A 26,515-nucleotide genomic window follows, 5' to 3' on the forward strand; every position below is an offset into this window, starting at 1 on the left:
ATATGGATCTCGTAAAACTAAAACAAGCACGTCAAACCAAAGATAACATCCTGAAAGGTTTTATCTGGGCAGCAGCAGCTGTAACCGTTGGTTTCTTATTCTGGATTATTTGGTACATCTTATCGAACGGTCTGCAATACGTAGATTGGAACTTCATCACTGACGATTACACTCGTACTGGTGAAGAGCGTGGTATCTTCCCAATGATCATCGCCACGATCTATATGGTAATTGCATCGATTGCAGTCGCAGCGCCACTGGGCATCATGACGGCAATCTACCTAACAGAATATGCGAAAGTAGGTAGCCGATTGGTGAAAGTGATTCGATTCTGTACTGAGTCGCTCGCTGGTATCCCATCGATTATCTTTGGTCTGTTCGGTATGACCTTCTTTGTTTCGATTCTTGGCCTTGGCTTCTCGATTCTGTCGGGTGCATTAACGCTAAGTATCTTGATTCTTCCTGTAATCATCCGTACTACAGAAGAAGCATTGATGGCAGTACCACAAACTTACCGTGAAGGCTCATACGGCCTTGGCGCTTCAAAAATCTACACTATCTGGCGTTTGATCTTACCAAGCGCAATGCCAGGTATCTTAACTTCGGTCATTCTTAGTATTGGTCGTGTAATTGGCGAATCAGCACCTGTATTTTTAACAGCAGGTATGGTGGCACGTGTTCCTGAGTCGGTATTCGATTCTGGCCGTACACTAACGGTTCACCTATATAAGCTGACAACAGAGCTATTTACTATCGATGAGTGGAACCAAGCTTACGGCACGGCGACTGTCTTAATCGTATTGGTTCTCTTGATCAACATGGTTACAAAACTGATTGCAAGACGCTTCAACACGGCAACTTACTAAGCTCATTAGCTGGCTCGACAATAAAGAGAGCCTCCGTGATAAAGAAAGCATCAAGCTAGACACGAATTTAAGAATTTAGAGATAACGAAAATGAACAAATTTGATATTGAGAACCTAGACCTGTTTTACGGCGACAACCAAGCGCTTAAATCTATCAACCTGCCAATTCCAACTCGTCAGGTTACGGCACTGATTGGCCCATCTGGTTGTGGTAAGTCAACGCTACTACGTTGCTTGAACCGCATGAATGACCTAATTGAAGGCGTTACTATCAAAGGTAAGCTGGATATGGATGGCACAAACATCTACGGCAATATTGATGTAGCTGACCTACGTATCCGCGTAGGCATGGTATTCCAAAAGCCTAACCCATTCCCAATGAGCATCTACGAGAACGTGGCTTACGGCTTACGTGCTCAAGGTATCAAAGACAAGAAGCACATTGATGAAGTAGTAGAAAGCTCACTGCGCAGTGCGGCACTTTGGGACGAAGTAAAAGACCGTCTTAAAGCACACGCATTTGGTTTGTCTGGTGGTCAGCAACAGCGTCTATGTATCGCTCGTACCATTGCAATGGAACCGGATGTAATCCTAATGGATGAACCAACATCGGCTCTAGACCCAATCGCGACGCACAAGATTGAAGAATTGATGGAAGACCTGAAGAAGGACTTCACTATCGTTATCGTAACGCACTCAATGCAGCAAGCGCGTCGTATTTCAGACCGTACTGCTTTCTTCCTAATGGGAGAGCTTGTAGAGCACAACGAAACAAGTGTTATCTTCAGCGAACCAAAAGATGATCGTACTAAAGGTTACGTAAACGGTGACTTTGGTTAATTGATTATTCAAGTGCTGTGTTTGGCCTTTTAGCAAAACCAGCATGCTAACTGATACGCAGGTTAGATAATCGAATAGATCGACAGAATTATCACTATAACTATAAGCGATGGAAGTTTTGCCCCACTTCAGGTGGGGCTTTTTTATGCCTTTAAAAAAGTCCCAATGTCGATGAAATTTTGGGCAGGAAATCCCATTTTTGTAGTCCTTCTCATGCTTGTGATAATGTAAAAAGTGAAATTGCGACCCGCTTAACATCTCATTTTCAGTTACATTGATTGCATATCAAGGCTTCTGTATTTTTGCTGTATTCTCATAGCCAATGGACGGAAGCTGTGCCTGTAAAAGCCTTTGCAAAACAAATATCTGCTACGCGCGATCACCGTTTGTTGGCAGAGTCTCTTTTCGACTACTTGGCTAAGATGCTTGCTCCTAAAGGGGTTGGGATATTTGCTGAGCCCATTCCGGAAAGTGATTCGTTACCCTTGTTTTGTCATGGCGAATTAACCTCTCTTGAGAATTACCCCTCTACATTTTGGCCTTGGGTTTCACAGTTCGATACCGCAGACGGCGTGTTACCTATGGCAATCAATACCTGTAATTGGGAACACATGAAAGTGCTGGGTGGAGAGTCGTTCATCATGATGCTCGACAACGCGCCTGCCTGTAGAACTTATTTAATTGTTCAAAATTGCAATGCTGAGAAGGTAAATCAAACCTTCGACCAAGATCTTGATGTCTTACAGCTCGCGGCTGCCCGTTGGCAATGTATTCGTGCCGAAAAGAATGCGGCGCTTGAGATAAAGCACCGAGACACACGCGAAGCACTGTACCTTGATGAGATAAAGCTACGAGAGCTGTTTGTCGAGAACATGAAACTGGTTCATCAAGTCGCGTTAGAGCTTTCTAACCCTGAATCTCTGGATGCCTTGTACAAGGCTTCAGTTGAAGCCGTCCGTGACCGTTTAGGTTTTGATCGTGCGATCTTCATGTTGCTCGATATGAAAAAGCGTTGCTTCAGCGGCACCTATGGCACTGACGAAGCCGGTAAAACAAACAGCGAGCATCATACTCAATACGACTTGCATCAACTTGAAGCAGAATACATTGAGGCATTGTCTGATAACCACACTAATCTCGTCATTATCGAGAATGCACCCCTATACACAGAAGGGAAGGTCGTTGGGCAAGGCTGGAACGGTATGCTTATCTTGCGTGAAGGGGACAAACCTGTTGGCTGGATCGCCATGGATAACTACATACATCGTTCACCCATTACTAATTATCAAAAACAAATGCTTGAGTCTTTTGGTTCTCTGCTTTCTCAGATCTACATCCGTAAGCGTCAAGAGCAGAACATACGCATGTTGCATTCGAGCATGGTGGAGCTGTCTCGCTGTGACAGCGTCAGTGAAGTTTGTAAGTCCGCGGTCAGTTTTGCTATTCAGCACTTAGGCATTGACCGATTAGCGGTGTTCCTCACTGATAAAAACTGTAGCTATATGCAAGGCACGTGGGGCACTGACATTAAAGGCGATATTGTCGATGAGTCCTACTATCGCTCTGAGCTGGTGGAGCGTGACATTGTAGCCGCCGCGCGTGCTTGTCCTAACCAAGTGGCGTTTGAAGAATCTGTCCCTATTTATCACGATTTTAATATTGTTGGCGTCGGTTGGACGGCCATGACCATGCTCACTACAAACACGGGTGAGCCGATCGCGTTTATCGCTGCGGATAACTTGTTAACTCGTAGCCCACTAACCTCACAGCTGCGTGAAGTAATCCGTATCTTTGCTTCAAGCCTTGCTGAAGTACTACAAAGAACCATGGCTCAAGAGGAGTTGAAGAAGCTCAATGAAACTCTGGAGCAAGAGGTCAGTAAGCGCACCCAAGAGCTAGAGTTGGCCAATGAGCAATTGGATATCATTTCTAAACTAGACCCTCTGACACGCCTTGGAAACCGTCGTATGTTGTCGCAAGTCTTAGAAGATTTGAACTGCGATGATCAAGGTGCCTTTGCCACGCAACATGAAATTACATTTGGGTTGATCCTTGTCGACTTAGATCATTTTGGTTTGTACAACAGCGTCTATGGTCATACAGAAGGGGACGCGGCACTGCGAACCATCGGCAAGATACTTAATGCACATGTTCATAGTGATAAGGAAACCTTCTGTCGTATTGGCGGAGAAGAGTTTATGTTGTTGATGATCGGCACTAATCACTCTGAAACGAAGCAGCGTGCCGAGTCGATTAGAAAATGTATTGAAGAGGCGAAGATCCTACACTGCGAAAGTAGCACTAGCCCATACTTAACGGCATCGGTTGGGTATGCCTCGATAACTTCTGACCAACACCAGTTCGACTTTGATTTGTTGTATGGCAAGGCAGATAAAGCCCTGTATCAAGCCAAGGACTCGGGGCGAAATAGAATTGTCTCAGCCTTGAAGCGAAAAAAGGTCACGGTTTCAATTTCTTAGTCTGGTATCTGTTTAGCCATAACGTATAAACGAACAAAGCCGTGATGCTCACAAGGTGCTCATCACGGCTTCTTTTCTTCTACCAAATTAGACTTTTCTAATTAATTAAAGGGTTTCTAGTGAGCTTTTACTCGTTTTGCTAGAGATTCGCTTTGGCTTCTTGACTGTTTTGATTGCCTCAGAAGGATCCCATGATGGGTTTTTCGAGCTAGCTTCACCATAAAGGCTTTGGTTTAGCTTGCTTAGCTCGGCTTCGACAGCTTCTAACGTCTCATCACTCAAGTCTGGGTTTTCAGCTTTCCATTGCTCAGACAAGGTTCTGGTCATCACACCATCTTTCGTTTTTAGAGCTTCAATAAGCGCTTCTGCTGTATCTGATTGACGTTCAATAGTGTGTGTTGGTTTTGTCGTTACACCGCGGCGTGACCAGAAGTAGAAAGCCATTGCTGAGCTGAGCAACCATAAGACAGCGAATAGCGCGGTCAGATAAGGCCAGAACCCCGGGCTATCAACCGTCACAACCGTCGGGCTGACTTGTTGGGCTGGCGGTGTTGTGACTGGTGGTGTGCTCGATGTCGCACGGTCACTTGCCTTTACCGCTAACTCTAGCCCAAGCGCTTTACTGGTTTGTTCAGACTGTGAATCGGTGTTGAACCAAGCTTGAGAGACCTCCGGAAGCGAGATATTTCCTGCCTCTTTCGGGATCAAGACCTGCTTGTAAACCACCACTGCATCGCCGGACTGCGTTGTGCCAAATTGCGGCTTCTCTTCATAAACACGAACCGATTTAGGGTAGGTGATATTCAGCTTCGGCAGTTGGTGCTGGGTTAGGTTGCTAGCCGTCATAGTAATGGTACGAGTTAACGAATCACCCGCTTCCATTTCAATAGTTTGGTTGTCGCTTTCTAAACCATTGCTATTTCCCAGTTCATTTCCTTGGCTATCTGACCATTTTTGAATCAACTTGAAGTTCGATGTTGGTAACCACTCACCTTGGTAGTCTTTTGGCACCTCTTTGACGGTTACATCTAGGGTTTCAACGGGAGTGTCGAGTTGGAACAATCGCGTTGTACTGGAGTTGTTGGTTGAGTAAACAACGGCTCCAGTCAGCTTCGGCCCATTTAGCTTAAACTGTCCCGCTTTTTGTGAAGAGATACGGAAAGACTGTTGAACGACCGTCACTTCTTGTCCATTGAGGACATCTTGAAATTGCTTTGATTCACCAATAGGCTCCACCTCTAAGCCCTGCGAGCTCGGTGGCGCTATTTTAGGAGCTTGCAATCTTCTTGGGTCAGCTTTTATGATGAGTTTTACATCAAGCTCAGCGACTTCTTGTGGATATAGCGAGTCTTTACTCAGATTAAGCTGGAACTCAGCCATATCATGTTGAGTAGGTGCAGCTTTATTAACGGCAACATTGATGGTGATTGGCTTGGTTTTTGCCCCTTCAATATCGAAGCTAGGGATCTGAACCTTGCCCAAACGAAGGGGCGCAAGGCTGATGTTCCATTCACTTGACACCGAACGGCTACCATTGACGATTCGCATCGACGTGCCAAAGCTTGGTGTACTGACATAGAAATCCTTCTGGAGCGCCGTTAGATCAAGAGCATCAGAAGAGACCTTTTCATCGGTCGCGACTCTAAGTAGGAATACTTGATCTTTGGTGACACTGTTTTGTGAGACGCTCGCGACGGCAGTCGCCGCCAATGCCGAAAAGGACGAGAAAGCGCCTAACAGCAGCGTTAGGAGTATGGATAAAAATGGCTTGTTAAGAAATCGCATGGTTACCACTTTTTGTTTTGGTTATTAGGAGCACTTTTTTGTCGTGCTTGTAAAATCATTTGCGCTTTAAGCAGCTGGCTTGGGTCACGGGCGCTTTCTACTTGCTCAAGCTTTCGCATATCTGGGTCACTTGATAGCGGTTGCCCTGAGGTTTGTGCTACAGCTTGTTGAGCGTCGTCTTCACCTTTTTCACTTGAAGCTTGTTGTGCGCTCGCACTTTGAGGTTTTGATTCATCTTGCTCTTCTGACTGCTCGGCTTTGCTTGGTTGTTTAGACTGAGCTGCTTGCTCACCTTCTTGCTCGCCTGCATTTGCATCCGGTTGGTCTTTGGCTTGCCCTTGGTTTGCACTTTCAGCTTGGTCGTCTGTTGGGTTCTGGGAGTTTTTATTGTCTGCAGAACTTTGCTGTTGATCCGATGAGTCCTGCGAATAATCATTTTGCTGACCTTGCTGACCTTGCTGACCTTGCTGACCTTGCTGACCTTGCTGACCTTGCTGACCTTGCTGACCTTGCTGACCTTGCTGACCTTGCTGACCTTGCTGATTCTGCTGGTCTTGGTCTTTTTGTTCTTTGGATTCAGAATCGCCTTGCTGTTGCTGTTGCTGTTGCTGTTGCTGTTGCTGTTGCTGTTGCTGTTGGGCTTGTTTGACGATCTCTAGATTCTTCTTCGCATAGGCGTGCTCAGGGTTGTTGTCTAGAATGTGTTGATACTCTTCTATCGCTTGATCGTACTTGCCTTGTTGAGCTTGTGCATTTGCAAGGTTGTAGCGAGCATCTTCGCCAGTCAAACCTTGTAGTGTCTGCTCTGCAGCTTCAAAGTCTCCCGCTTTGTATTGTGCGATGCCTTTCCACTCTTGTTGTTGGAACTGCTCTGCAGCTTGTTGGAAGTCTTCATTTTGATAAAGCTCATAACCCACCTGATCGTCGGTTTTCCAAGGATTCGCAAACGCGGTATTCGGTTGGCTGAACGACAAAACCACAGCTAACCCGCACCAAATAACACCCTTTCGAAATAGCCCAAGTGCAGGGAGTATTAGGAACGGTAGTAACCAAAAGCCATTGTTTACTCTGGTGTTGAGTGAGTTATTGGTCTTGGTCACTTCAGAGGTTGTTGCAACTCGGTCGAGATAACTCGCGATATGTTCAACATCTGAGTTATCAAATTGAACCTCAGTGAACGTGCCACCATAACTGCGAGTCAGGTCGCGCATGTTCTTTAAGTGGGTTCTCGCGACCACGGTTTGCCCTGAGTCAGTTTGAAGCATCGAACCTGTTGGCAAAGAGATGGGTGCGCCACTTTCAGTGCCTACCGCTAAAATAGATAGCGTCCAATTGCTACCAGATAATAGTGAGTCGATCTCTTTCTTCTCTTGGTCATCGATATCATCCGCAATCAACACCAAGTCACCTTGATAGATCTTTGCACGAGTCATCATCTCAATGGCAAGCTTAACCGCAGCGGGCGCGTTACTGCCTTGGTAAGGCATGATATCCGGAGACAAGTTTGGCACTTGGCTCTTGATGGTGTTGATGTCGGACGTTAGCGGGCTAATGGTGTAAGCATCGCCAGCATACGCGACCATTCCAGTTAGACCCTCTTTCCACAACGAAAGCAGATCAAGAGCTTTGTATCGCGCTTGAGTCAGGCGATTTGGTTTTATGTCGGTAGCGTATAGAGACATCGACATGTCCATCATCACAACTCGCGCCTGCGTTTTTTCAAAGCTCGGCTGTTCATTGTTTTGAAAGCTGGGGCCGGCTAGTGCAACGGCACCGACCATCCACCAGATACCAAAGTAAGTGCTTCGGTTTTTCGATGGCTTGCTTGATTCTGGCGCCAAGTATCGAGCGATATGAGACGCCAATAACCCTTGCTTAGGTTGCTTCTTGCTAAGCCACCAAATCGCGGGCAATGCGGCAAGCGCCAAGAACCAATATGGGTAGATAAAAGTAAAGTTAGACATTGTTTCTCCTAATGGCTAACAGCATAAATGCGAAGAACATGGCAGCAGACAAAGGCCATACGAACCACTCTTGTTGTGGTCGCCAAACCTTGGTGGCATTTGTCACAGGTTCTAACTGGTTAATGGTGTCGTAAATCGTTGCCAGCTCTTTGCTGTCGCGCGCTCGGAAGTATTGACCGCCAGTGCGTTTGGCAATTTCCATTAGCGTGCGTTCATCTAGATCTTGAGCGGTGTTTACTTTACGAGTCATGAAGAACTCTTTAACCATCATCTCGCCTGCGCCAACCCCGACGGTGTAGATGGTTGCGTTGTACTTCTTGGCTATATCTGCGGCCTCTAGTGGGTCTAACACCCCAGCGGTATTACTGCCGTCGCTGAGTAGTACCATCACACGTTGAGGCGCATCACTATCAACAAAGGTCTTGGTCGCCAGGCCAATGCCGTCGCCAATCGCGGTTTGATTGCCGATCAGTCTTAGGACGGCTTGATTGAGTTGCTGTGACAGCGTGTCTCTGTCCAAAGTCAAAGGTGTTTGTAGGTAGGCATGATCGGCAAAGAGTACCAAACCAACTCGGTCGCCTTTACGGCGCTCAATAAAGTCACTCAACACATGTTTGACTGCCGATAATCGGTCGATGTATTCACCATTGAACTGCATGTCCTCTTGGCTCATCGAATAGGAGAGGTCGACAACCAACATCAAGTCACGGTGCTTGGGTTGAAACTCCACCGGTTCGCCATACCAAACGGGGCGTGCGAGTGCTGTCACCAATAAAAGCCAGATAATGACGGACAAGGCTTTTGGTAAGCGAGTGCTTGGTGTTTTGGTATTACCGTCCTCTGGCAGAAATGGAAGCTTAAGAGCGCTACTTGATTCTGCCTTAGGCGAGAACAAGTAAACGAGAAACGGCAGTGGTGCGAGGAAAAACATCCACCACCAAACGAACTCAATGTTGAGTAAGCTCGTGTGTAAAAGATCAGTCATAACGACCTCGCTTTGGAGGAAGGGCTTTACGAAGCCATGTTTCGCAGTCATCAACCAATTGCTGTTGAACCTTTAGCTGATCGTCATTCATTGAAGTTGGATCTTGATAGAGCGACTGCTGCCACTGGGATTGTTTTTCTACAAATAACGGCTTTTTCAGCTGCGTGTCTAAGAATTTCAACCAATCATCACCCGCAAGGCCTGCTACTTTCTCACGTGGGAAGTAGCTCAATGCTGCTTGACGAAGGATGCGTTGTGCTTCGCTAGGTGATAAGCGCTTTGAAGGCTGATTATTGTTGAAGTAAGACAGCGCTTCTTGCTTCGCCTGTTGATTGTTTTTTCTGCGTTTGAGAATAAAAAACACCAAGGCAATCAGGATAATGGCTGTGATAATTACGGCCCACCAACCCCATGCCAAAGGCCACCATGTTGGTGCGTCTGGTGCAATAACAGGGCTTAAATCTAAGGGCTGCTTCATGACTGAGCTCCTGATATCTGGCTCATTAATGGCTGTGCACTCGACAGTGAGCTATAGGGTATCGCGAGAGATAACCCCATCTTTTGTAGCTGTTGCTGCTTGGTCGAGAAGGCATGGTTGAGCTTTTCCTTTTCTTTATTAGAGGAGAAGTTGAACCACTGTGTTTTACTGCCATCGGTAACTTGTTTCGAGCCTTTATAGGTCGTTTGACCTTGCTCTAGAGGGTCGTAAAAATGTACCAGACGTACTCTGTTGTGCCTGCGAATTTGACTGATAAGTGAGTAATCACTTTCTTGGTAGCGCACAAAGTCACTGAGCATAATGATATCGCTCCCTTTCGGGCAAAGCTGGTGCAGAGATTTCAGTCCATGCTCTAAAGTCGTGTCACTATGATTGTCGTGATTAGTCAGCGCTGCGTTATTGATTTCTATGACTTTTTGCAAAATACGTAGCGGAGCGTGGTTGCTAGCACTGGGTTTAATCTCAAGGATCTCTTTGCCCGTATCAATCACAGCACCAATTCGGTCTTTTTGAGCTACGGTTAACCAGCATAGCTGGCTAGCAAAGTGTGCAAGTTGAACCGATTTCAGCAATAAGGTTGAGCCGAAAATCATGCTGCTTGAGAGGTCCAAGAACAAAATGACAGGTTGCTCTCTTTCTTCAGAGAACAGCTTAGTATGCGCCTTGCCTGTTCTTGCTGTTACTCGCCAGTCAATGCTGCGAATGTCATCGCCTGCTTGGTACTGACGAACTTCCGAGAAATTCATCCCGCGCCCTTTGCGGTTGCTCTCGTGTTGGCCATTAAGCTGTGACCAGAGGCTTTTCGCCGGAGGCAACCATCGAACAGACTGCGCCTTGTATTGCAGCAACTCATCCAGATTCAGCATCACGCCGTCACTGTGGTTTGGTAGTTGATTATTCATGCGCGTATCCCTATGCGCTACCAACCAGTGAAATAAGGTGTGCGATCACTTGGTTTGCAGTGACACCTTCAGCTTGTGCGTGGTAGCTACGAAGTAGGCGGTGACGCAGTACAGGGAATGCCATCGCTTGAACGTCTTGTGGAGTAACATAGTCGCGGCCAGCAAGCCAAGCGTGCGCACGAGCACAGCGGTCTAGGGCAATCGTTGCACGCGGGCTAACACCCATATCCAGCCATTGATCAAGTTGGTCGCTGTATTGCTTAGGTTGGCGAGTCGCCATAACCAGTCTGATGATGTATTGCTCAATGGTGTCTGCCATGTGAATATTGAGTACTTCTTGGCGTGCTTCAAAAATCGTCTGCTGAGATATCTCTTGTGGCTGAGCTGATTCATTACCTTGAGCTTCACCGCGGTTGAGTCGCAGGATCTCAAGCTCACTCTCCATATCTGGGTATTCAACTTCTAGGTGTAGTAGGAATCGGTCTAGTTGGGCTTCTGGCAGTGGGTATGTGCCTTCTTGCTCAATCGGGTTCTGTGTTGCCATGACCAAAAATAGTTCAGGCAGAGCATAGGTTTTTCGACCTGCAGTGACTTGTTTTTCTGCCATCGCTTCTAACATTGCGGCTTGTACTTTCGCCGGAGCACGGTTGATCTCATCCGCTAGAATGAGCGAGTTGAAAATCGGGCCAGATTGGAAGGTGAACTCCCCGGTCTCTGGTCGGAAAATATCGGTACCCGTTAAGTCAGCAGGCAGTAAGTCAGGCGTAAATTGAATACGGTGGAAATCCCCCTCAACACAGTCTGCCAGTGATTTTACGGCGCGAGTTTTCGCTAAACCTGGAGGCCCTTCAACAAGGATATGACCATCCGCCAACAGCGCGATCATCAGCTGTTTAACAAGCTCTTGTTGACCAATGATTTGAGACTCTAAATAGTTTTGAAGGACTTCGAAATTTGTTTTGTGCATTTTGGACTCTCTGGGTATCCATTTGATTTTTATTTTGAGTATTGGTCACTTATCCGTAGCAAAAAGTTCCAGTACATCTGCGTAATTTATTTTTTCAAATTTGGAATGATTTACAAGTAGTTAGATAAAAGCACCACTCGATTATGATTTTTACCATATCAACTGGTTTTTACATACTAAAGCTCAAAAGGAGGGTGCTCGTGAGAATTAGGTGAAATCTCAATGCTCAGATAATAAAAACAAATACCAAGCCTTCCTGCATTTGCCCAGTTAATAGCACCTCGGCTAAGTTAATTTAGTTGTTACATCGAATTTGCAAATTTTTGCGAGAATCCTCTCTAGTTTTATTGGTTGTGGTCGATACATAACTTAGATTGTGCACTTCTGATTGGGGTGCACTAAAAAAGTCCTGTTCAGGGTACACAAATAACGAGCGATTCTTTTTGAAGGTCCAAATATGTTGAAAACTAACTCTCTGAGTATTAAGCAAAAGGTAGTACTGGGTATTACTTTTGCGGTTCTTGCCTCTACGGTTATTGTTGGCGCGATGGCGCAGCAACAAGCAAGAGATGTCTTGAGTCATCGATTGGTTGATATTGAACTTCCTGGGATGCTTGAGCGAATCAATGGCGAAATTGACCGTGAAGTCTCTCAACTGTTGTTAGCGGCGGAGCAAATTGCGTCAAATGAATTCATCTCTGATGCGATTGAATCGACAGATCGCGACCCTGCACTAGAGAACAAGTTAGTTAGACAACTGAACAACGTTCGTAACCAATATCAGTTAAACGATGCTTCAGTAGCGAACCGTCAAACGGCTTACTACTGGAACCAAAATGGTTTCCTACGTCAGTTAAACCAACAGCAAGATGGTTGGTTCTTTGGCTTCACGCAATCTGGACAACCAACCATGGTGAGTATGTTCCAAGAAGCCAATGGTGAAGTGAAAATGTTCGCTAACTACCAACAGCCTTCTGGTTTAGCGATGTCTGGTCTATCAAAATCGATGGACGACATGGTGAGCCTTCTTAATGGCTTCAAGATTGAAAATACTGGTTTTGTATTTTTAACGGATAGCCAAGGTGAGGTACAAATTCACCGCGAGCGCTCGCGCAGTGATTCTTCACTTCAGCAACTTTACGGTCCTCAATCAAGTCAGCTTTTGAACAAGTCAGGCTTCAACCTGATTACTACAGAAAGCCAGGGCCAAGAGCTGTTCGTGGCAAGTTTATATGTGTCGTCGATGGACTGGTTTGTTATTGGTGTAGTACCAACAGGCGAAGTATTTGCTGAGCTAGATGAGACGGCACAAAAGATGCTGATCATGACTGCGGTTGTTGCGCTAGTGTTCATCCTAATGGGCGTAGTGCTAGCAAACAGTATTACACAGCCAATTAAACTACTGGCTAAACGCTTTGGTGACCTAGGTGAAGGCGACGGTGACCTTGCACAGCGTATCGAAGTGAAAGGTAACGATGAAATCGCGCAGCTTTCAAAAGGCTTCAACGGATTCATTGAAAAGATTCACGAGTCGATGAAAGAGGTGTGTTCAACAAGCCAAGCGCTTCAAGTGGCAGCAGAGAGCGTTTCTAACAAAGCGCACATCACCCACGACAACAGCCAAGAGCAACGTGATCAAACCCTTCAAGTGGTGGCGGCAATCAACCAAATGGGTATGACCATCAGTGAGATTGCATCAAACGCGGCAACAGCAGCAGAAACAGCAACACAAGCCTCGGGTAATACTGAAGTAGGTCGTTCTGTTGTGAACAAAGCAAAAGACGCGATCAGCCGTTTAGCTCAAGACATCGAAAGCACAGGCCAAGTGGTTGAGCAGCTTGCTTCAACAACGCAAGACATTGGCTCTATTCTGGGTGTTATCCGTGATATTTCAGAGCAAACCAACTTGCTTGCACTGAACGCCGCGATTGAAGCCGCACGTGCCGGTGAGCAAGGTCGTGGTTTTGCCGTGGTAGCAGATGAAGTACGTAACCTAGCAAGCCGTACTGCAGATTCAACGGAGGAGATTCAGAAGATGATCAACCAACTGCAAAGCGATGCGAAAGATGCGGTAACGGCAATGAGTACAGGTAAGGTTATTACCCTTGAGGGTGTATCAGCATCGGATGAAGCGGTAGACGTACTGGGTGGTATCTCAGACCGTATCGTTGATATTACCGACCGTAACACGCAAGTTGCTACGGCAACGGAAGAGCAATCGACTGTAGTTCACACCATCAACCAAAACATTGAAGAGATCAACGCGATCAACGAAGTGACGACGGGTACCGCTGAGCAACTTGCAGAAGCGAGCCAAGAGCTTCGAGACCTTTCTTCTCGTCTGGATAAGATGGTTGGTTCATTCAAGCTTTAATTCTTTAATTCTTTAATTCTTTAATTCTTTAATTCTTTAAGCTTTAATATCTTAAGCTTTAATACCTTAGGTCATAGCATGGCTTAGATGGTTACATCGACTAAGAGCTGGACTCATTTAATCGTGAATCCAGCTCTTTTTGTGTTGTGGTTTTGTTCTCTTCTAATTGACCTTAGCTTGATCTGGTTTCGGGCTTTAAACTCAATCCCCCTAGCATCACAGGGCGTAAATGAGTAAAATCTGATTAGGTTTAATATTTAGGTAAGTATCATGAGCGATTTTGAAAAAGAACTAGAGCAGATGACTCAAGAGATGGGCGATGAGCCAGAGGTAAAACTGCCATCACTTGAAGAGCAAAAAGCGATCGTTGCTGAATTTAAGCGACTAGAAGCGGAAGGCAAACTGACTCCAGAAGTGTTAGAAAAGCATTTTGGCCAGTTCAACAAAAAAAGTGATACACCAATCCACTAAGCTTGAGACACGTCCTCTCTTTTAAGTAATGGTTTTGAGTGACGGTTTGAAGCGATTGGTTGAGCCGAGGCTCTAACTGAACAGATAAAGGTCTAGCGCATGCTAGGCCTTTTTTATTGTCTGTCGATAATGTGCCAGTCAAAGCAATGCGTGTTACTGATTAAGACCTTACAGAAAGAAAAATCCCCCTTACAAGGTAAGAGGGATTGAATTTGGACAGTTATCGATTAACAGTGAGTCGCTTAATCAGTACCGTACTCTTTGTATAGACGACGACATGCTCGGCCATCGCTGTGGAACAAGTGACAACGGTGCGCTGGAATACCAATCGCTAGCTTGTCGCCAGGTTCAACCGTTAGCGTGTCTGGTTGACGGTAGATAACGTCAGCATCTGCGCTTTCAAGGTTTAGGTAAACTTGAGTTTCATTACCTAGTTTCTCGACGATCATTACTTCGCCTTCAATCGTTGCATCACCCGCTTCAGCAGACATCAAGTGCTCAGGACGAACACCCAGAGACATGCGGTCGCCAACGTTAACGGTTGTACCATCAACGGGGATCCAGAAAGTCATGCCGTTTGAAAGCTGTACCAATACGCGTTCTGCTTCAGCCTGTTCAATGTGTACAGACATAAAGTTCATCTTCGGCGAGCCAATAAAGCCAGCAACGAAACGGTTTTGAGGGTAGTGGTATAGGTCAAGTGGCTTACCTACTTGAGATACGTAACCGCCATCAAGTACAACAATCTTATCAGCCATTGTCATCGCTTCCACTTGGTCGTGGGTAACGTAGATCATGGTGCAACCAAGTTGACGTTGTAGCTTAGTGATTTGTGAACGCATTTGTACACGCAGCGCAGCATCTAGGTTAGATAGTGGCTCATCCAGTAGGAATACGTTTGGTTGAGAAACCAGAGTACGACCAATTGCAACACGTTGACGTTGACCACCAGAAAGTGCTTTTGGTTGGCGCTCTAGTAAGTGACCAAGCTGAAGGATTTCAGCGGCATGTTCAACACGCTTATCAATCTCAGCTTTATCAGCGTTCGCTAGCTTAAGACCAAAAGACATGTTGTCGTAAAGGTTCAGGTGAGGGTAAAGCGCGTAAGATTGGAACACCATACCTACGCCACGCTTTGATGGCTCAACGTCGTTCATGCGTTGGTCGCCAATGTACAAATCACCAGACGTAATGTCTTCTAGACCTGCGATACAACGTAATAGCGTCGATTTACCACAACCTGATGGTCCAACGAATACTACGAATTCACCTTCGTTGATGTCTAAGGTTACGTCCTTAGAAATCTGTACATCACCATATGATTTATAAACGTTTTTTAACGTGACACTCGCCATCTAGCTTGTCCTCGATCGATCAAATTTTAAGTTTTACTGCTTATCATTATAAGAAATTTTTGGGTCAGCAGTAACTGTAGGAATTGGTAAGTATTGAGTGAGTAAGAAAAAAGTGGGTGAGACTTGGATTCTGTAACCAAGCCCACCCGTCATAGCCAAACTGGTGCCTATTTCCCCCACATCCAGCTAAACCTCCCCCGTGATTCAATCACAGATTTAGCTCGATGCTTAATAAAGACAACAGCGGGCAGTGAAGCCAGCTTAATGAACAATGTGGTTACACACGACACTTGCTGGTAAAGGGTTCTTACTATCCACTCTTGGATGAATGCAGTTTCCGTGAATTGGCGGAAGGGTACATCCTCCTAATAGAAAATTAACTAGGGGGAGTAGGAGGGGAGGAGTAGATATAGGGGGTTAATAATAATTGGCGATCCAGTTCAAATAAATCCACCACATAACGGTGATGTTGATCACGATGAGTATGTGTTTTGTGATTCTAGTCTCTAATCTGACCGGATGGCGATCACGAATTTAAGCCATAATAGCTAGGGCGTAGTGGCTAGGATGATGAGCTAGGGTCTGTTTTCTCAGATCATAACCTCCGAAAACTGGCTCGTCTTGGTAGATGTGCCCTACGTATAAATATAAAAAGGATATTCACATGAAAAACGCTCTAAGCGCTGTAGCTCTAGGTACATTGGTTGCTCTGGGTTCTTTTGGTGCAAACGCTGCTATCGAAGAAGGACAACTAACAATCTGGGTAGGTGGTGACAAAGCTTATGAAGGCATGGCTGAAGTAGGTAAACGCTTCGAAGAAGACACTGGTGTTAAAGTGACAGTTGCTTTCCCTGACAAGCTAGAAGAGAAATTCCCTCAAGTAGCAGCAGCTGGCGACGGCCCAGATATGATCTTCTACGCACACGACCGTTTTGGCGGCTATGCAGAAGCGGGTCTTCTTGTAGATATCAAACCTTCTAAAGAAACTAAAGAAGGTATCGTAGACTTCGCATGGGACGCTGTTTCTTACGAAGGTAAAACAATCGCATACCCTGTTGCCGTTGAGTCAGTTTCTTTAATTTACAACAAAGCACTTGTTCCTAACCCACCTAAGTCTTGGGAAGAAATCCCAGCACTTAACGCTGAACTTCAAAAAGACGGCAAGAAAGCGATCATGTGGCCTCTACGTGGCGGCGCTTACTTCACATGGCCTCTACTTGCAGCTGACGGCGGTTACGCATTCAAACAGACTGCAGAAGGTTACGACATTAAAGATGCGGGCGTAGCGACTGACGGTGTTCAGAAGTCTCTAGGTTTCATAGAGAAGATGGTACAAGACAAAGTTATCTCTGCAGACATGGATTACTCAGTAGCTGAGTCTGAATTCGTTGCAGGTAACGTTGCAATGACAATCAACGGCCCTTGGGGTTGGGAAAACATCAAGAAAGCTGGCGTAGACTACGGTGTAACAACGCTACCTAAGTTCAACGGTAAAGCGTCTAAACCTTTCGTTGGTGTATGGGCTGGTGGTATCAGCACTGCTTCTCCAAACCGCGACCTAGCTGTTGAGTTCATGGAAAACTACCTACTAACTGATGAAGGTATGAAGAGCCTGAATGACGACAAGCCACTAGGCGCTGTTGCTCTTAACTCTTTCCAACGTCAACTAGACAGCGATACTCGTATTGCAGCAACAATGGACAACGCGATGAACGGCGAAATCATGCCTAACATCCCTCAGTTCACAACGTTCTGGTACAGCATGGAAGAAGCGATCGGCAACGTAGTTGACGGCCGTCAATCAGTAGACGAAGCACTAAAAGCTGCTGAAGGTCGTATGACTAAGTAACAACCAAGCACTACCTTTTAAGGAGAGGGCAACCTCTCCTTACTTTTCTATTTTTTATCTATATCGCTAGCAGGTTCCTCTATGCAGTCAGTTCAAGGTACAGATGCTATCCCAGCACCATCAAGCCTTCCAGGCAGTAAAAGCGTCTTCATCAAATGGGGGTTGCTTGGTAGCGTTGGCTTAATTAACGGCTACGCTACAATTCTAATGTATTCTCGCGGTGAGCTCGCTTTTGCGTTGCTTACAGTGATCTTAACGGCTTTGGCACTTTACATTTTTGGTAGTAAGAAAACTTACGCCCACCGTTATATTTACCCAGGTATTGCCGGAATGATCTTGTTCATTCTTTTCCCATTGGCATACACCGTAGGGCTTGCGTTTACAAACTACAGCGCAAAAAATCAGCTTTCTCTAGAACGTACTCAAACCGTTCTTTTAGACCGCACTTTCCAAAGTGGTGATAGCTACCCATTCACTTTGTACAAGACAGACGACGGTCACCAGATCGTGGTTAAAGATGGCGACCAACTATTAGCGACTGACGTATTTTCTCTAGACAATATGACAGCGACAGAAATGGACCTATCTGCAATCGAGTCTACGCAAGGTGAAAAAGAGAAGATCAAAGCGATCATCCAAAACCGAGCAGCGATCAGTGGTGTTGATTTCAATCTACCGGACGGTAGTGACATCCGTATGAGTGGCTTACGTAAGTTCGCTTCTGTTGCTCCGCTTTACACCCTTCAAGATGATGACGAAACGTTAATCAACAACGAAACGGGTGATGTTCTCAAGCCAAATATGGAGTTAGGTTTCTACCAACCTGTTGATGCTAATGGTGAGTTTACAGGTAACACAATCTCTCCGGGCTTCGTTGTTAGCATTGGTACACATAACTTTGAACGTGTGTGGAAAGATGAAGGTATCAAAGAACCTTTCATCAGCATCTTTATTTGGACGGTAATCTTCTCTGTATGTACCGTAGTGTTCACACTTGTCATCGGTCTTGTACTGGCGAACATCGTACAGTGGGAAGAATTGAAAGGTCGCTCTATTTATCGTGTTCTACTGATTCTGCCTTACGCAGTACCAGCGTTCATCTCGATTCTTATCTTTAAGGGTTTATTCAACCAGAGCTTTGGTGAGATCAACATGGTGCTCGAGAATATCTTCGGCTTAAGCCCGAACTGGTTCTCAGACCCAATCCTTGCGAAAACCATGGTGTTGATTGTTAACACATGGCTAGGTTTCCCTTACATGATGATTCTATGTATGGGCTTGCTGAAAGCGATTCCTGATGACTTATACGAAGCGTCAGCAATTGACGGTGCGAACTTCCTTGATAACTTCAAGCGCATCACATTCCCATTGATGATTAAACCGCTTACACCGCTACTGATTGCAGCGTTTGCCTTTAACTTCAATAACTTCGTAATGATTCAACTATTGACGAACGGTGGCCCGAACATGATTGGTACTTCTGAGCCAGCGGGTTACACAGACTTGCTTGTAAGCTACACGTACCGAATTGCATTCGAAGGCGGCGGCGGTCAAGACTTCGGTCTAGCAAGTGCAATCGCAACGCTTATCTTCCTATTGGTTGGTGCACTAGCGTTACTAAACCTTCGTTTCACTAAACTGTCTCAAGATTAAGGAGCACGACAATGGCTATGGTACAAGGTAAAGGCCTTAAATACCGAGTGTGGGCAACGCATGCAGTGTTGTGGTGCTTCTTGGCAATGATTATCTTCCCACTTCTGATGATCATCGCGATCTCATTCCGTGAAGGTAACTTCGCAACGGGTAGCTTGATTCCAGACAATCCATCACTGGAGCACTGGAAACTCGCACTGGGTATTTCAGTAACAAACGCAGATGGCTCGGTAACGCCACCTCCATTCCCTGTTCTAACGTGGTTATGGAACTCGGTTAAAGTAGCGGGTGTGACGTCTATCTTGATTGTGGCACTGTCTACGACATCGGCTTACGCATTTGCTCGTATGCGCTTCAAGGGTAAAGAAACTATCCTGAAAGCGATGATGATTTTCCAAATGTTCCCAGCGGTACTTGCTCTAGTGGCTATCTACGCGTTGTTCGACAAACTTGGTCAATACATCCCGTTCTTAGGCTTGAACACGCATGGCGGTTTGATCTTCTCTTACCTAGGCGGTATCGCACTGCACGTTTGGACGATTAAGGGCTACTTTGAAACGATTGATAACTCCTTGGAAGAGGCTGCAGCACTGGATGGTGCAACGCCTTGGCAAGCATTCAGACTGGTTCTACTGCCATTGTCTGTGCCAATCCTAGCAGTTGTATTTATTCTGTCGTTCATTGCAACAGTAGGTGAAGTACCAGTAGCGTCTATCCTACTTACTGATGTGAACTCTTACACGCTAGCAGTAGGTATGCAGCAATACCTATACCCTCAGAACTACCTATGGGGTGACTTTGCGGCAGCGGCTGTACTTTCAGCACTTCCGATTACTATCGTGTTCTTACTTGCTCAACGTTGGTTGGTTGGCGGTTTGACGGCAGGTGGTGTAAAAGGATAAGCTGTATCCCATAAGAAAGAAAAAGAGCGACCTTCGTGGTCGCTCTATATTGGCATTTTTATTACATCATTTGGTTTGGCCGCCGATCAGTAATAAAAATAACCCTCAGGTTACGCATAGCTGGCTACTAATCAGGTTCCTTACGCTATTAATGATTAGTGGTTTTTGTAACTCTAACCCAGGTACTTACTTGGGTTTTTTTATGCCTGCTACTTTTTGCTTTGTCTTTGTGTCTGCTTTACTCGTCAACTCTTGTATCCATCACCGTTATTGTGCTGATAACCGCTTTAATATTAAAAGCTTCGAGTCACTTCTCTCCTACACCTTTCTTGACTCATTCCTCTTACTTGAAGGCATGAACGAGTCTCACAAATCAGACACTCAGTATAAGGGGCTGTTGATCTATTGATATATTGCTAATAATCCAATGCGTGATACTTCAATGATTTGTATGCAACAAGTGCTGAAATTGCACAGAAAGTGCATATAGAAACGGGATGTGGCTGTGAGTTTTAAAGAGTCATAACTCAGGCTAATTGAATGATGCTGGAGCTATAGCTGAAGATTAACAATAAAAGCACTAGGCTGGATTAACTTGGAATGAGTAGCGATAGAATGTGAATAATGCGTTCTAGCCGCTAGAACTCTTTGCTTGAAGGTGCACAGCCTAGATGCTGCAGCAACACATAGATGCTTTCTTGATCGAGTGCGACACGACGAAACAGATCCGCAAACGTTGGATCACCGCCGAAGCACGTCTGGATGTAGTGATTAATTTCATTACTGTCGTAGCCCTCGACGTACAAGGTTCTAACCCATTGATACTCAACAGCCTTCAAATTGTTCAGTGTAGATTCGCTAAGAGTGGGGCGTGTGACGCTCAAGTGTGGCTCCGGGAAATTCAAATACATCCATTATGATTGGCGGTATTTAATCAGAGCTAAATGACGACTTTATGACAGTCAAAATAAATCTTTGAGCTCGTGTCGATTCATTTCAACCTTTGGCTGAGTATCACGCTCTAGAAGCTGTATTGAGCGCTTCGCCGTTGGTTGAGAACGTTAGATAAACAAATGCCAAGCGGCTGCTTGGCATTGAAATAGTGGCTATTTAAAGAGCTTGGTTGCAAGGCAGGGCTAGTGATTAACCCTATTTAAGGTACTTCACGTGCGCTTCCATCTCTTCGCCGATTTGTTTTCGCATGTTCATTAGGCGGATAGCGGAATCTCTCAATTCGATGTCTTCTGGTGTTTCTGGCACCCATTCAGGCACTTTAGTCGGGTTACCGTTTTCATCAACCGCCACCATAATTACGATACAGTGAGTAGTTAGACGGTTGTTCAACTCTTTGGGGTCGCTCGCTTGTACATCTATCGCAATGTGCATAGAAGACGAACCGGTATAGATGACTTTCGCACTTACCTCTACTAGGTTGCCTACATGGATTGGGGCAACAAATCTAATACCACCAGCGTAGGCCGTAATGCAATATTTGCCACTCCACCCAGCAGAACAAGCATAGGCAGCTAAATCGATCCACTTCATTGCTGCGCCACCATGAACTTTACCACCAAAGTTCACATCCCCGGGTTCAGCTAAAAAACGCAGAGTAACGTCTCGTTTACCATCTTGTCGGCTATTGTTACTGCTCATCTATCTTCCTTCATTATTATTGTGCTGCATAACATGCTTGTTACTTGCTAATAACAATATACATAAGATGATAGAAATTAAAGCGGATAATCTCACGGTTAAGACTATTTTTTTCAAACGAATGACGAACCGATGAACATTGATGGTTATTGAGTTTCAAGGTGAGAGATAAACACGGAAAGACAATCGAGAGTAAGCCAAAAGAAAGGGTCGATTGCAAAAAAAAAACACCTAGCGTAATGCTAGGTGTTTCTAAGCCTTTAGGTACTCATGTCGGTACCTTTTATTGTTTGCCAACTAACCGTTGCTTGTTTGGTTTAGTTAAAGTGACTTTATCGCAAATACCACTAAAGTGGTAGTTAAAACTATTTATTCTTCAGCTCACTTTTACTCTTTTATGAAGTATAGATCCTTCGCGTAGATATTTCCTTTCGGATTATTGTTAGGGAAGCCTTTGAGTGTATTTCGCACTAATCGAGTGTGATTGTAGTGATATAAAGGCATAACTGCTGCTGATTCGTTAAGTAGTGACTCAGCATGCTGGTATAAAGCAAAGCGATTAGCCTGATCTTCCGTTTTACTCGCTTTCTGTAACAGCTCATCAAAATCAGTGTTACAGAAACCACTCTCGTTAGCTGTGTGGCCACATGTAAAGGCTTCTAGTAGTGCTGAGGGTTCTGGGTAGTCACCAAATGCCCATGAGCGAGCAAGCTGATAATCTCCTGCTCCTTTAGCTGCGACATACGCCTTCCACTCCATATTCTCGAGTTCTACCTTCACGCCAAGTGGTTTCCACATCGATGCAATCGCGATGGCGATCTTTTTGTGGTTTTCGCTAGTGTTATAGGTGAGTGTGAATGTAAGTGGGTTCTCTTGGTCATAGCCAGCTTCTTCGAGTAACTGTTTGGCCTTTACTTGGCGTTGTGAGCTATCAAGCGCTTCGAATAAAGACTTAGGCGCCGTGTAGTTCGGGATATTATTAGGCGTTACGCTATAAGCTTGAGGTTCGCCTTGGCCTGTTATTTTATCGACCAATATGTCTCGGTCGACCGCCATACTTAGTGCTTGTCGAACTCTGACATCATCAAACGGAGCTTGGCGAGTATTGAACGAATAAACATACGATCCTAATAACGCTTGAGCTTTAATCTGTTCAGGGCTCTCTTTGACAAGCTTTTGGTAATACTCAAGCTGAACGCGGTTCGTCATATCAATCTCACCAGACTGATAACGAATCAGCTCTGCGTTTTGAGAGGATAAACCTAGGTAAGTCACCTTATTGATGACGGTTGAAGCGTTATCCCAGTAATTTGGGTTTCTGGTGACTTCGACGTATTCGTTAGGTACCCATTTGCTGAGTGTGTAAGCGCCATTAGTCGTGATATTTTCGGCGCGAGTCCATTGGGCTCCTTTCTCTTCAACCAACTTAGAAGGTAAAGGGAAGAAGGTCTTGATACTCATTAAACTCATGAAATAGGGCGTAGGTTTTGAAAGCGAGATCTCTACCGTGCGATCGTCTAGTGCTTGAATACCAAGCTCTGATGGATCTTTATCCCCAGCAAGAATCTCGCTGGCGTTGACGATATTTGCCGTCGAGAACACAAATCCGGTGTTGTTGCCCGTTTTCGGAGATACGGCACGCTGCCAACCAAACACAAAGTCTGATGCGGTGACTGGTTCGCCATTCGACCACTTAAGGCCATTTTTCAAAACGAAAGTCACTGTTTTGCCGCCGTTGCTGAACGTCCAACTTTCAGCTTGTCCTGGGATGATCTGCCCATCACTGTTCTCGATCACGAAGCCTTCAAACATGTCATTGACGATGATGTCTCCGGGCATGCCTGAATTGACGAAACTTGGGTCGAGAGTATTGGGCTCTGCGCCATTACCACGAACAAAATGTTGTTCTTCAGCTAGCGGAGTATCGTTAGTAATAGAGGCAGCGAAGCTTGAAGCAGACGTTAAAGCCAGCAGTGACGATATGATCACAGGTAGCGTTGGTTGGGTCATTGTAATTCCTTTTACAACTTAAACAGTACTCGATGCATTAAACATGAGTCGGTCGTTGGTTGCAACAACAGTAAGTGCGTATTAAAGGAATTTGAAAGTGTTGTGAACAATATAAAAATGCCTGCGATAAAGCAGGCACTGTGGTGAAAGGTTGATTAGCGAATTATTGGTCGCCTAATCTGATCTTAGCTAAGTTCAGTTAGCTTGCTGAGGCAGGGGCGCTTCAAGCCTTGGTTTTCGTTTAATTTGAGCAAGGATAACGCCTGAAATCACCATCACACCACCAATGATATGGAACTGGTTAATCTCTTCACCTAGCCAAGTTGCAGCCAATACGATCGCAACAACAGGCAGCAAGTTCATGAACATTGCACTGGAATCGGCACCAATGGTATCAATCGCTTTTACCCACATCCAAGGCGCTAAAATAGAAGCCGCAACCGCCGCGTACGCAATTAAAGGAATCGCTTGTTGCGAAGGAATAAGTTGGTCGCTGGTTAGCCAAAGTGGTGCCAACATTGCGACTGCGAACATTCCTTGCATGTAGATTACCACCCAGTTACTGATTGGCATTTTCCAACGTTTCAACAGCACACAGTAAGAGGCATAAACAAATGCCGCGATTAGCATGTAACCATCGCCTTGAGTCAGTTCTTGATGAATAAAGAATAGCGGGTCACCTTTACCAAGCATGAGGGCTAATCCAGACAGAGACAACACACCGCCGACAATACTTAGGCTAGAAATCGACTTGTTGAGCAGTGGAACGCTCAGGAATACGCTGATTAACGGCACTAATGAAGTGATCAATGCCATATTAGAAGCCGTTGTGGTTAGGCCCGCGTAGTAACCCAATGATTGGTTTAACACCATGCCCAAAAAACCAAGGAATGCCAATTTCGACAAGTTAGGTTTAATGATTGGCCATTGTTTGATAACTGAGCGAATACAGAAAGGCGTCAGGATTAACATCGCAATGAACCAACGGTAAAAACTCATTGCGCTCGGTTCAATGGTGCTTGCGGCCAGCTTATTGACGATCGCATTAGCACCCCAGATACAGACTGTGAAAAATGGCAAAAGATAATGCATGTGGTGTGGTTTCCGTCGCAAATGAGTTGATGCGGCTAGTTTGACAGGTCGTTATACTTACAGATATCTTTAAAAAGACATCAGGCGCGATAGGAAGACAAGATTGAAAAAACACTCAAGAAACCTTCACCCATCCTTATCAATCGACAAGGCACCATCCAACGTATTTATGAATTTCGAAGCGTTCTTATCGAACACCGAAACTCGTGTACATAGCCACCCTTGGGGACAGGTTCAGTTGATCAGCGGTGGGATTCTTGAAATGGAAGCAGAAGGAACACGCTTTCTCGCACCGCCACACCTTGCGATTTGGGTACCTGCTGGAGTGATGCACTGTAGTTATAACCGTAAACCATTGGACTACTGTTCTTTGAATATTGCACGTGAGTTAACTCAACATCTGCCTGAGAAAACCAGCCTTATTAAGATTACGCCGATCGTATCTTCGATCATTGATGACTTTCGCCAGCGTGACATCAATGTCGCACAAAGCGAACAAGATCAAAGGCTTGTACAAGTATTGTTGGACCAATTGGCAGAGCGCCAAGTCGAGCATCACTTCTTACCTTCAACCGATAACAAGTATCTTGCGCCTATTCTAGCTGCAATAGAAGAGAACCCAACCGACGATATATCGCTAAAGGATTGGGCAGAGAAAGTACACGCAACCGAGCGAACTCTGTCGCGTCATTGCCAAAGTGAATTAGGGATGAGCTTTACAGAGTGGCGACTGCGAGTGCGTTACTTGTACTCAATGGATCTGCTAAGAAACGGACAGTCGGTTAAAGAGGTTGCCCTCACATTAGGCTACAACCAAGCTAGCCCCTTCATTAGCATGTTCAAGAAGTATTCCGGTCAAACACCAGAGCAATATAAGAATCGTTTGCTGTAGGTTTTGTTTCGACAGACATCAACGTCGAACACTGGATATTTGCTTTTTGAATAATAAATATCCAGCCGGATCTTTTTATAAAACAAACAGATTGCATATAAACCCTGTTTTGTAGAGTATGAGTGGCACTCACCAGCGGTGGGTCATTACAACAATAATAAGGATACTCAATACAATGAAAATGCGTTTAAATCTCAGCGTTCTGCTGATTTCAACCGCTCTTAGTCCAGTTGCGCTTGCCAATACTACATACCCTAATGGTTACTATCTAGAAGCTGAAGGACTGAGAGAAAATGCGTTAAAAGACATGCTTGGTGTGATTGCTGCTCGCGGGCAAAAGCAATTATCGTATAACCAAGTTTGGTCTGCATTGAAAGACACGAATGAAGATCCGAATAATTCGAATAACGTTATTCTGTATTACAGCGGTCGCTCACAATCTAAAGGTTTTACCTCGTCGGGTAACAACGACAAAAATGCTTGGAACCGTGAACATCTTTGGCCTAAATCTTTTGGTTTTAAGCGTAAAGACCAATGGGGCTATACCGATATCCATCACCTGCAGCCAACCGATGCAGAGATTAACTCAATTCGTTCAAACAAGGACTTTGATTTTGGCGGGGCGCCACTGAAAAAGTCTCCGCTTAATAAAACGGATTACGATAGTTTTGAACCTAGAGATGCCGTAAAAGGTGATACAGCTCGTTCGCTTTTCTATATGGCTGTACGCTATGAAGGAAATAACGCGAAAATGCCTGACTTGTATCTGGTTGATGATGTGTCGAGTACGTCAGGTCAACCTAAGGTTGGAAAGCTATGCACCCTACTTCAATGGCATAACGCGGATCCAGTGGATGATTGGGAACGTAACCGCCACGAAAAAGCCGTTAAGTGGCAAGGCAACCGAAACCCCTTCATTGATAACCCAAATTGGGTGAACGACATCTATAGCAGTAGATGTAACGGGTGATTAGTC

The 26,515-nt window shown here is 45.2% G+C and carries 21 protein-coding genes; 10 read left to right on the forward strand and 11 right to left on the reverse strand.

Going from position 1 to position 26,515, the window contains the following annotated elements; translation table 11 throughout:
• The first annotated feature begins 2 nt into the window (after positions 1-2).
• The 3 genes from pstA (at position 3) to OCV12_RS18955 (ending at position 4,186) form a co-directional block, all read left to right on the forward strand.
• Positions 3-866: a phosphate ABC transporter permease PstA gene (gene pstA, locus OCV12_RS18945; protein WP_017632259.1), complete on the forward strand. Its 864-nt coding sequence runs from the start codon at positions 3-5 to the stop codon at positions 864-866.
• A gap of 90 nt (positions 867-956) precedes the next feature.
• Complete coding sequence (gene pstB, locus OCV12_RS18950) at positions 957-1,706, forward strand: phosphate ABC transporter ATP-binding protein PstB (protein ID WP_004732036.1); 750 nt, start codon at positions 957-959, stop codon at positions 1,704-1,706.
• 335 nt (positions 1,707-2,041) lie between these two features.
• Positions 2,042-4,186, forward strand: a complete 2,145-nt coding sequence (locus OCV12_RS18955; RefSeq protein WP_261887145.1) for a sensor domain-containing diguanylate cyclase — start codon at positions 2,042-2,044, stop codon at positions 4,184-4,186.
• A gap of 105 nt (positions 4,187-4,291) precedes the next feature.
• On the opposite strand, the gene OCV12_RS18960 is transcribed toward OCV12_RS18955, so the two are convergent.
• Genes OCV12_RS18960 through OCV12_RS18985 form a run of 6 tightly spaced genes read right to left on the reverse strand, consistent with a single transcriptional unit; the run spans position 4,292 to position 11,288 of the window.
• Positions 4,292-5,971 carry a BatD family protein gene (locus OCV12_RS18960; RefSeq protein ID WP_261886898.1) on the reverse strand — a complete coding sequence of 560 codons (1,680 nt, stop codon included), beginning with the start codon at positions 5,969-5,971 and terminating at the stop codon, positions 4,292-4,294.
• Positions 5,972-5,973: 2 nt separating this feature from the next.
• Positions 5,974-7,935, reverse strand: a complete 1,962-nt coding sequence (locus tag OCV12_RS18965; RefSeq protein ID WP_261886899.1) for a VWA domain-containing protein — start codon at positions 7,933-7,935, stop codon at positions 5,974-5,976.
• Positions 7,928-8,920, reverse strand: a complete 993-nt coding sequence (locus OCV12_RS18970; protein ID WP_261886900.1) for a vWA domain-containing protein — start codon at positions 8,918-8,920, stop codon at positions 7,928-7,930. The genes OCV12_RS18965 and OCV12_RS18970 overlap by 8 nt, the downstream gene beginning before the upstream one ends.
• Positions 8,913-9,398, reverse strand: a complete 486-nt coding sequence (locus OCV12_RS18975) for a DUF4381 domain-containing protein (protein WP_261886901.1) — start codon at positions 9,396-9,398, stop codon at positions 8,913-8,915. Before OCV12_RS18975 ends, OCV12_RS18970 begins: the two co-directional genes overlap by 8 nt.
• Entirely contained in the window at positions 9,395-10,321 is a 927-nt protein-coding gene (locus OCV12_RS18980) for a DUF58 domain-containing protein (RefSeq protein WP_261886902.1), read from the reverse strand. The genes OCV12_RS18975 and OCV12_RS18980 overlap by 4 nt, the downstream gene beginning before the upstream one ends.
• A 10-nt stretch (positions 10,322-10,331) precedes the next feature.
• Positions 10,332-11,288, reverse strand: coding sequence for an AAA family ATPase (locus tag OCV12_RS18985; protein WP_261886903.1), 957 nt, complete (start codon positions 11,286-11,288; stop codon positions 10,332-10,334).
• A gap of 457 nt (positions 11,289-11,745) precedes the next feature.
• Between OCV12_RS18985 and OCV12_RS18990 the strand changes: the two genes are divergently transcribed.
• Complete coding sequence (locus OCV12_RS18990; RefSeq protein ID WP_261886904.1) at positions 11,746-13,662, forward strand: methyl-accepting chemotaxis protein; 1,917 nt, start codon at positions 11,746-11,748, stop codon at positions 13,660-13,662.
• A 270-nt stretch (positions 13,663-13,932) separates the two neighbouring features.
• A complete protein-coding gene (locus OCV12_RS18995; protein WP_017057910.1) occupies positions 13,933-14,133 on the forward strand; it encodes a restriction endonuclease subunit S domain-containing protein in 201 nt (66 codons plus the stop codon).
• Positions 14,134-14,375: 242 nt separating this feature from the next.
• Here OCV12_RS18995 and malK read toward each other — a convergent pair whose 3' ends face one another.
• The gene (malK, locus tag OCV12_RS19000; protein WP_017633183.1) at positions 14,376-15,488 is read right to left on the reverse strand and encodes a maltose/maltodextrin ABC transporter ATP-binding protein MalK; all 1,113 of its coding nucleotides are present in this window, start codon (positions 15,486-15,488) and stop codon (positions 14,376-14,378) included.
• Between the two features lie 664 nt (positions 15,489-16,152).
• On the opposite strand from malK, the gene malE reads away from it, so the two are divergent.
• From malE to malG, 3 genes are all read left to right on the forward strand, one after another.
• Complete coding sequence (gene malE / locus OCV12_RS19005; RefSeq protein WP_017633184.1) at positions 16,153-17,337, forward strand: maltose/maltodextrin ABC transporter substrate-binding protein MalE; 1,185 nt, start codon at positions 16,153-16,155, stop codon at positions 17,335-17,337.
• A gap of 81 nt (positions 17,338-17,418) precedes the next feature.
• On the forward strand, positions 17,419-18,990 hold the full coding sequence (malF, locus tag OCV12_RS19010) for a maltose ABC transporter permease MalF (protein WP_261886905.1): 1,572 nt from the start codon (positions 17,419-17,421) through the stop codon (positions 18,988-18,990).
• An 11-nt stretch (positions 18,991-19,001) separates the two neighbouring features.
• The gene (gene malG / locus OCV12_RS19015; protein ID WP_017633186.1) at positions 19,002-19,892 is read left to right on the forward strand and encodes a maltose ABC transporter permease MalG; all 891 of its coding nucleotides are present in this window, start codon (positions 19,002-19,004) and stop codon (positions 19,890-19,892) included.
• Between the two features lie 638 nt (positions 19,893-20,530).
• On the opposite strand, the gene OCV12_RS19020 is transcribed toward malG, so the two are convergent.
• The 4 genes from OCV12_RS19020 to OCV12_RS19035 all read right to left on the reverse strand — a co-directional run bounded on the left by OCV12_RS19020 (position 20,531) and on the right by OCV12_RS19035 (position 24,647).
• Positions 20,531-20,803 (reverse strand): hypothetical protein, encoded by a 273-nt coding sequence (locus tag OCV12_RS19020; RefSeq protein ID WP_048661044.1) that lies wholly within the window; start codon positions 20,801-20,803, stop codon positions 20,531-20,533.
• Positions 20,804-21,041: 238 nt separating this feature from the next.
• Positions 21,042-21,545: an acyl-CoA thioesterase gene (locus OCV12_RS19025; RefSeq protein WP_008215795.1), complete on the reverse strand. Its 504-nt coding sequence runs from the start codon at positions 21,543-21,545 to the stop codon at positions 21,042-21,044.
• 387 nt (positions 21,546-21,932) lie between these two features.
• Positions 21,933-23,555 (reverse strand): peptide ABC transporter substrate-binding protein, encoded by a 1,623-nt coding sequence (locus tag OCV12_RS19030; RefSeq protein ID WP_261886906.1) that lies wholly within the window; start codon positions 23,553-23,555, stop codon positions 21,933-21,935.
• 195 nt (positions 23,556-23,750) lie between these two features.
• A complete protein-coding gene (locus OCV12_RS19035; protein ID WP_123283567.1) occupies positions 23,751-24,647 on the reverse strand; it encodes a DMT family transporter in 897 nt (298 codons plus the stop codon).
• Between the two features lie 103 nt (positions 24,648-24,750).
• On the opposite strand from OCV12_RS19035, the gene OCV12_RS19040 reads away from it, so the two are divergent.
• Positions 24,751-25,539: an AraC family transcriptional regulator gene (locus OCV12_RS19040; protein ID WP_026084481.1), complete on the forward strand. Its 789-nt coding sequence runs from the start codon at positions 24,751-24,753 to the stop codon at positions 25,537-25,539.
• A 175-nt stretch (positions 25,540-25,714) separates the two neighbouring features.
• Positions 25,715-26,509 (forward strand): endonuclease I family protein, encoded by a 795-nt coding sequence (locus OCV12_RS19045; RefSeq protein WP_261886907.1) that lies wholly within the window; start codon positions 25,715-25,717, stop codon positions 26,507-26,509.
• Positions 26,510-26,515: the final 6 nt, after the last annotated feature.

Origin of the sequence: Vibrio pomeroyi (genome assembly GCF_024347595.1) — a bacterium.
In the GTDB taxonomy this organism is placed as follows: domain Bacteria; phylum Pseudomonadota; class Gammaproteobacteria; order Enterobacterales; family Vibrionaceae; genus Vibrio; species Vibrio pomeroyi.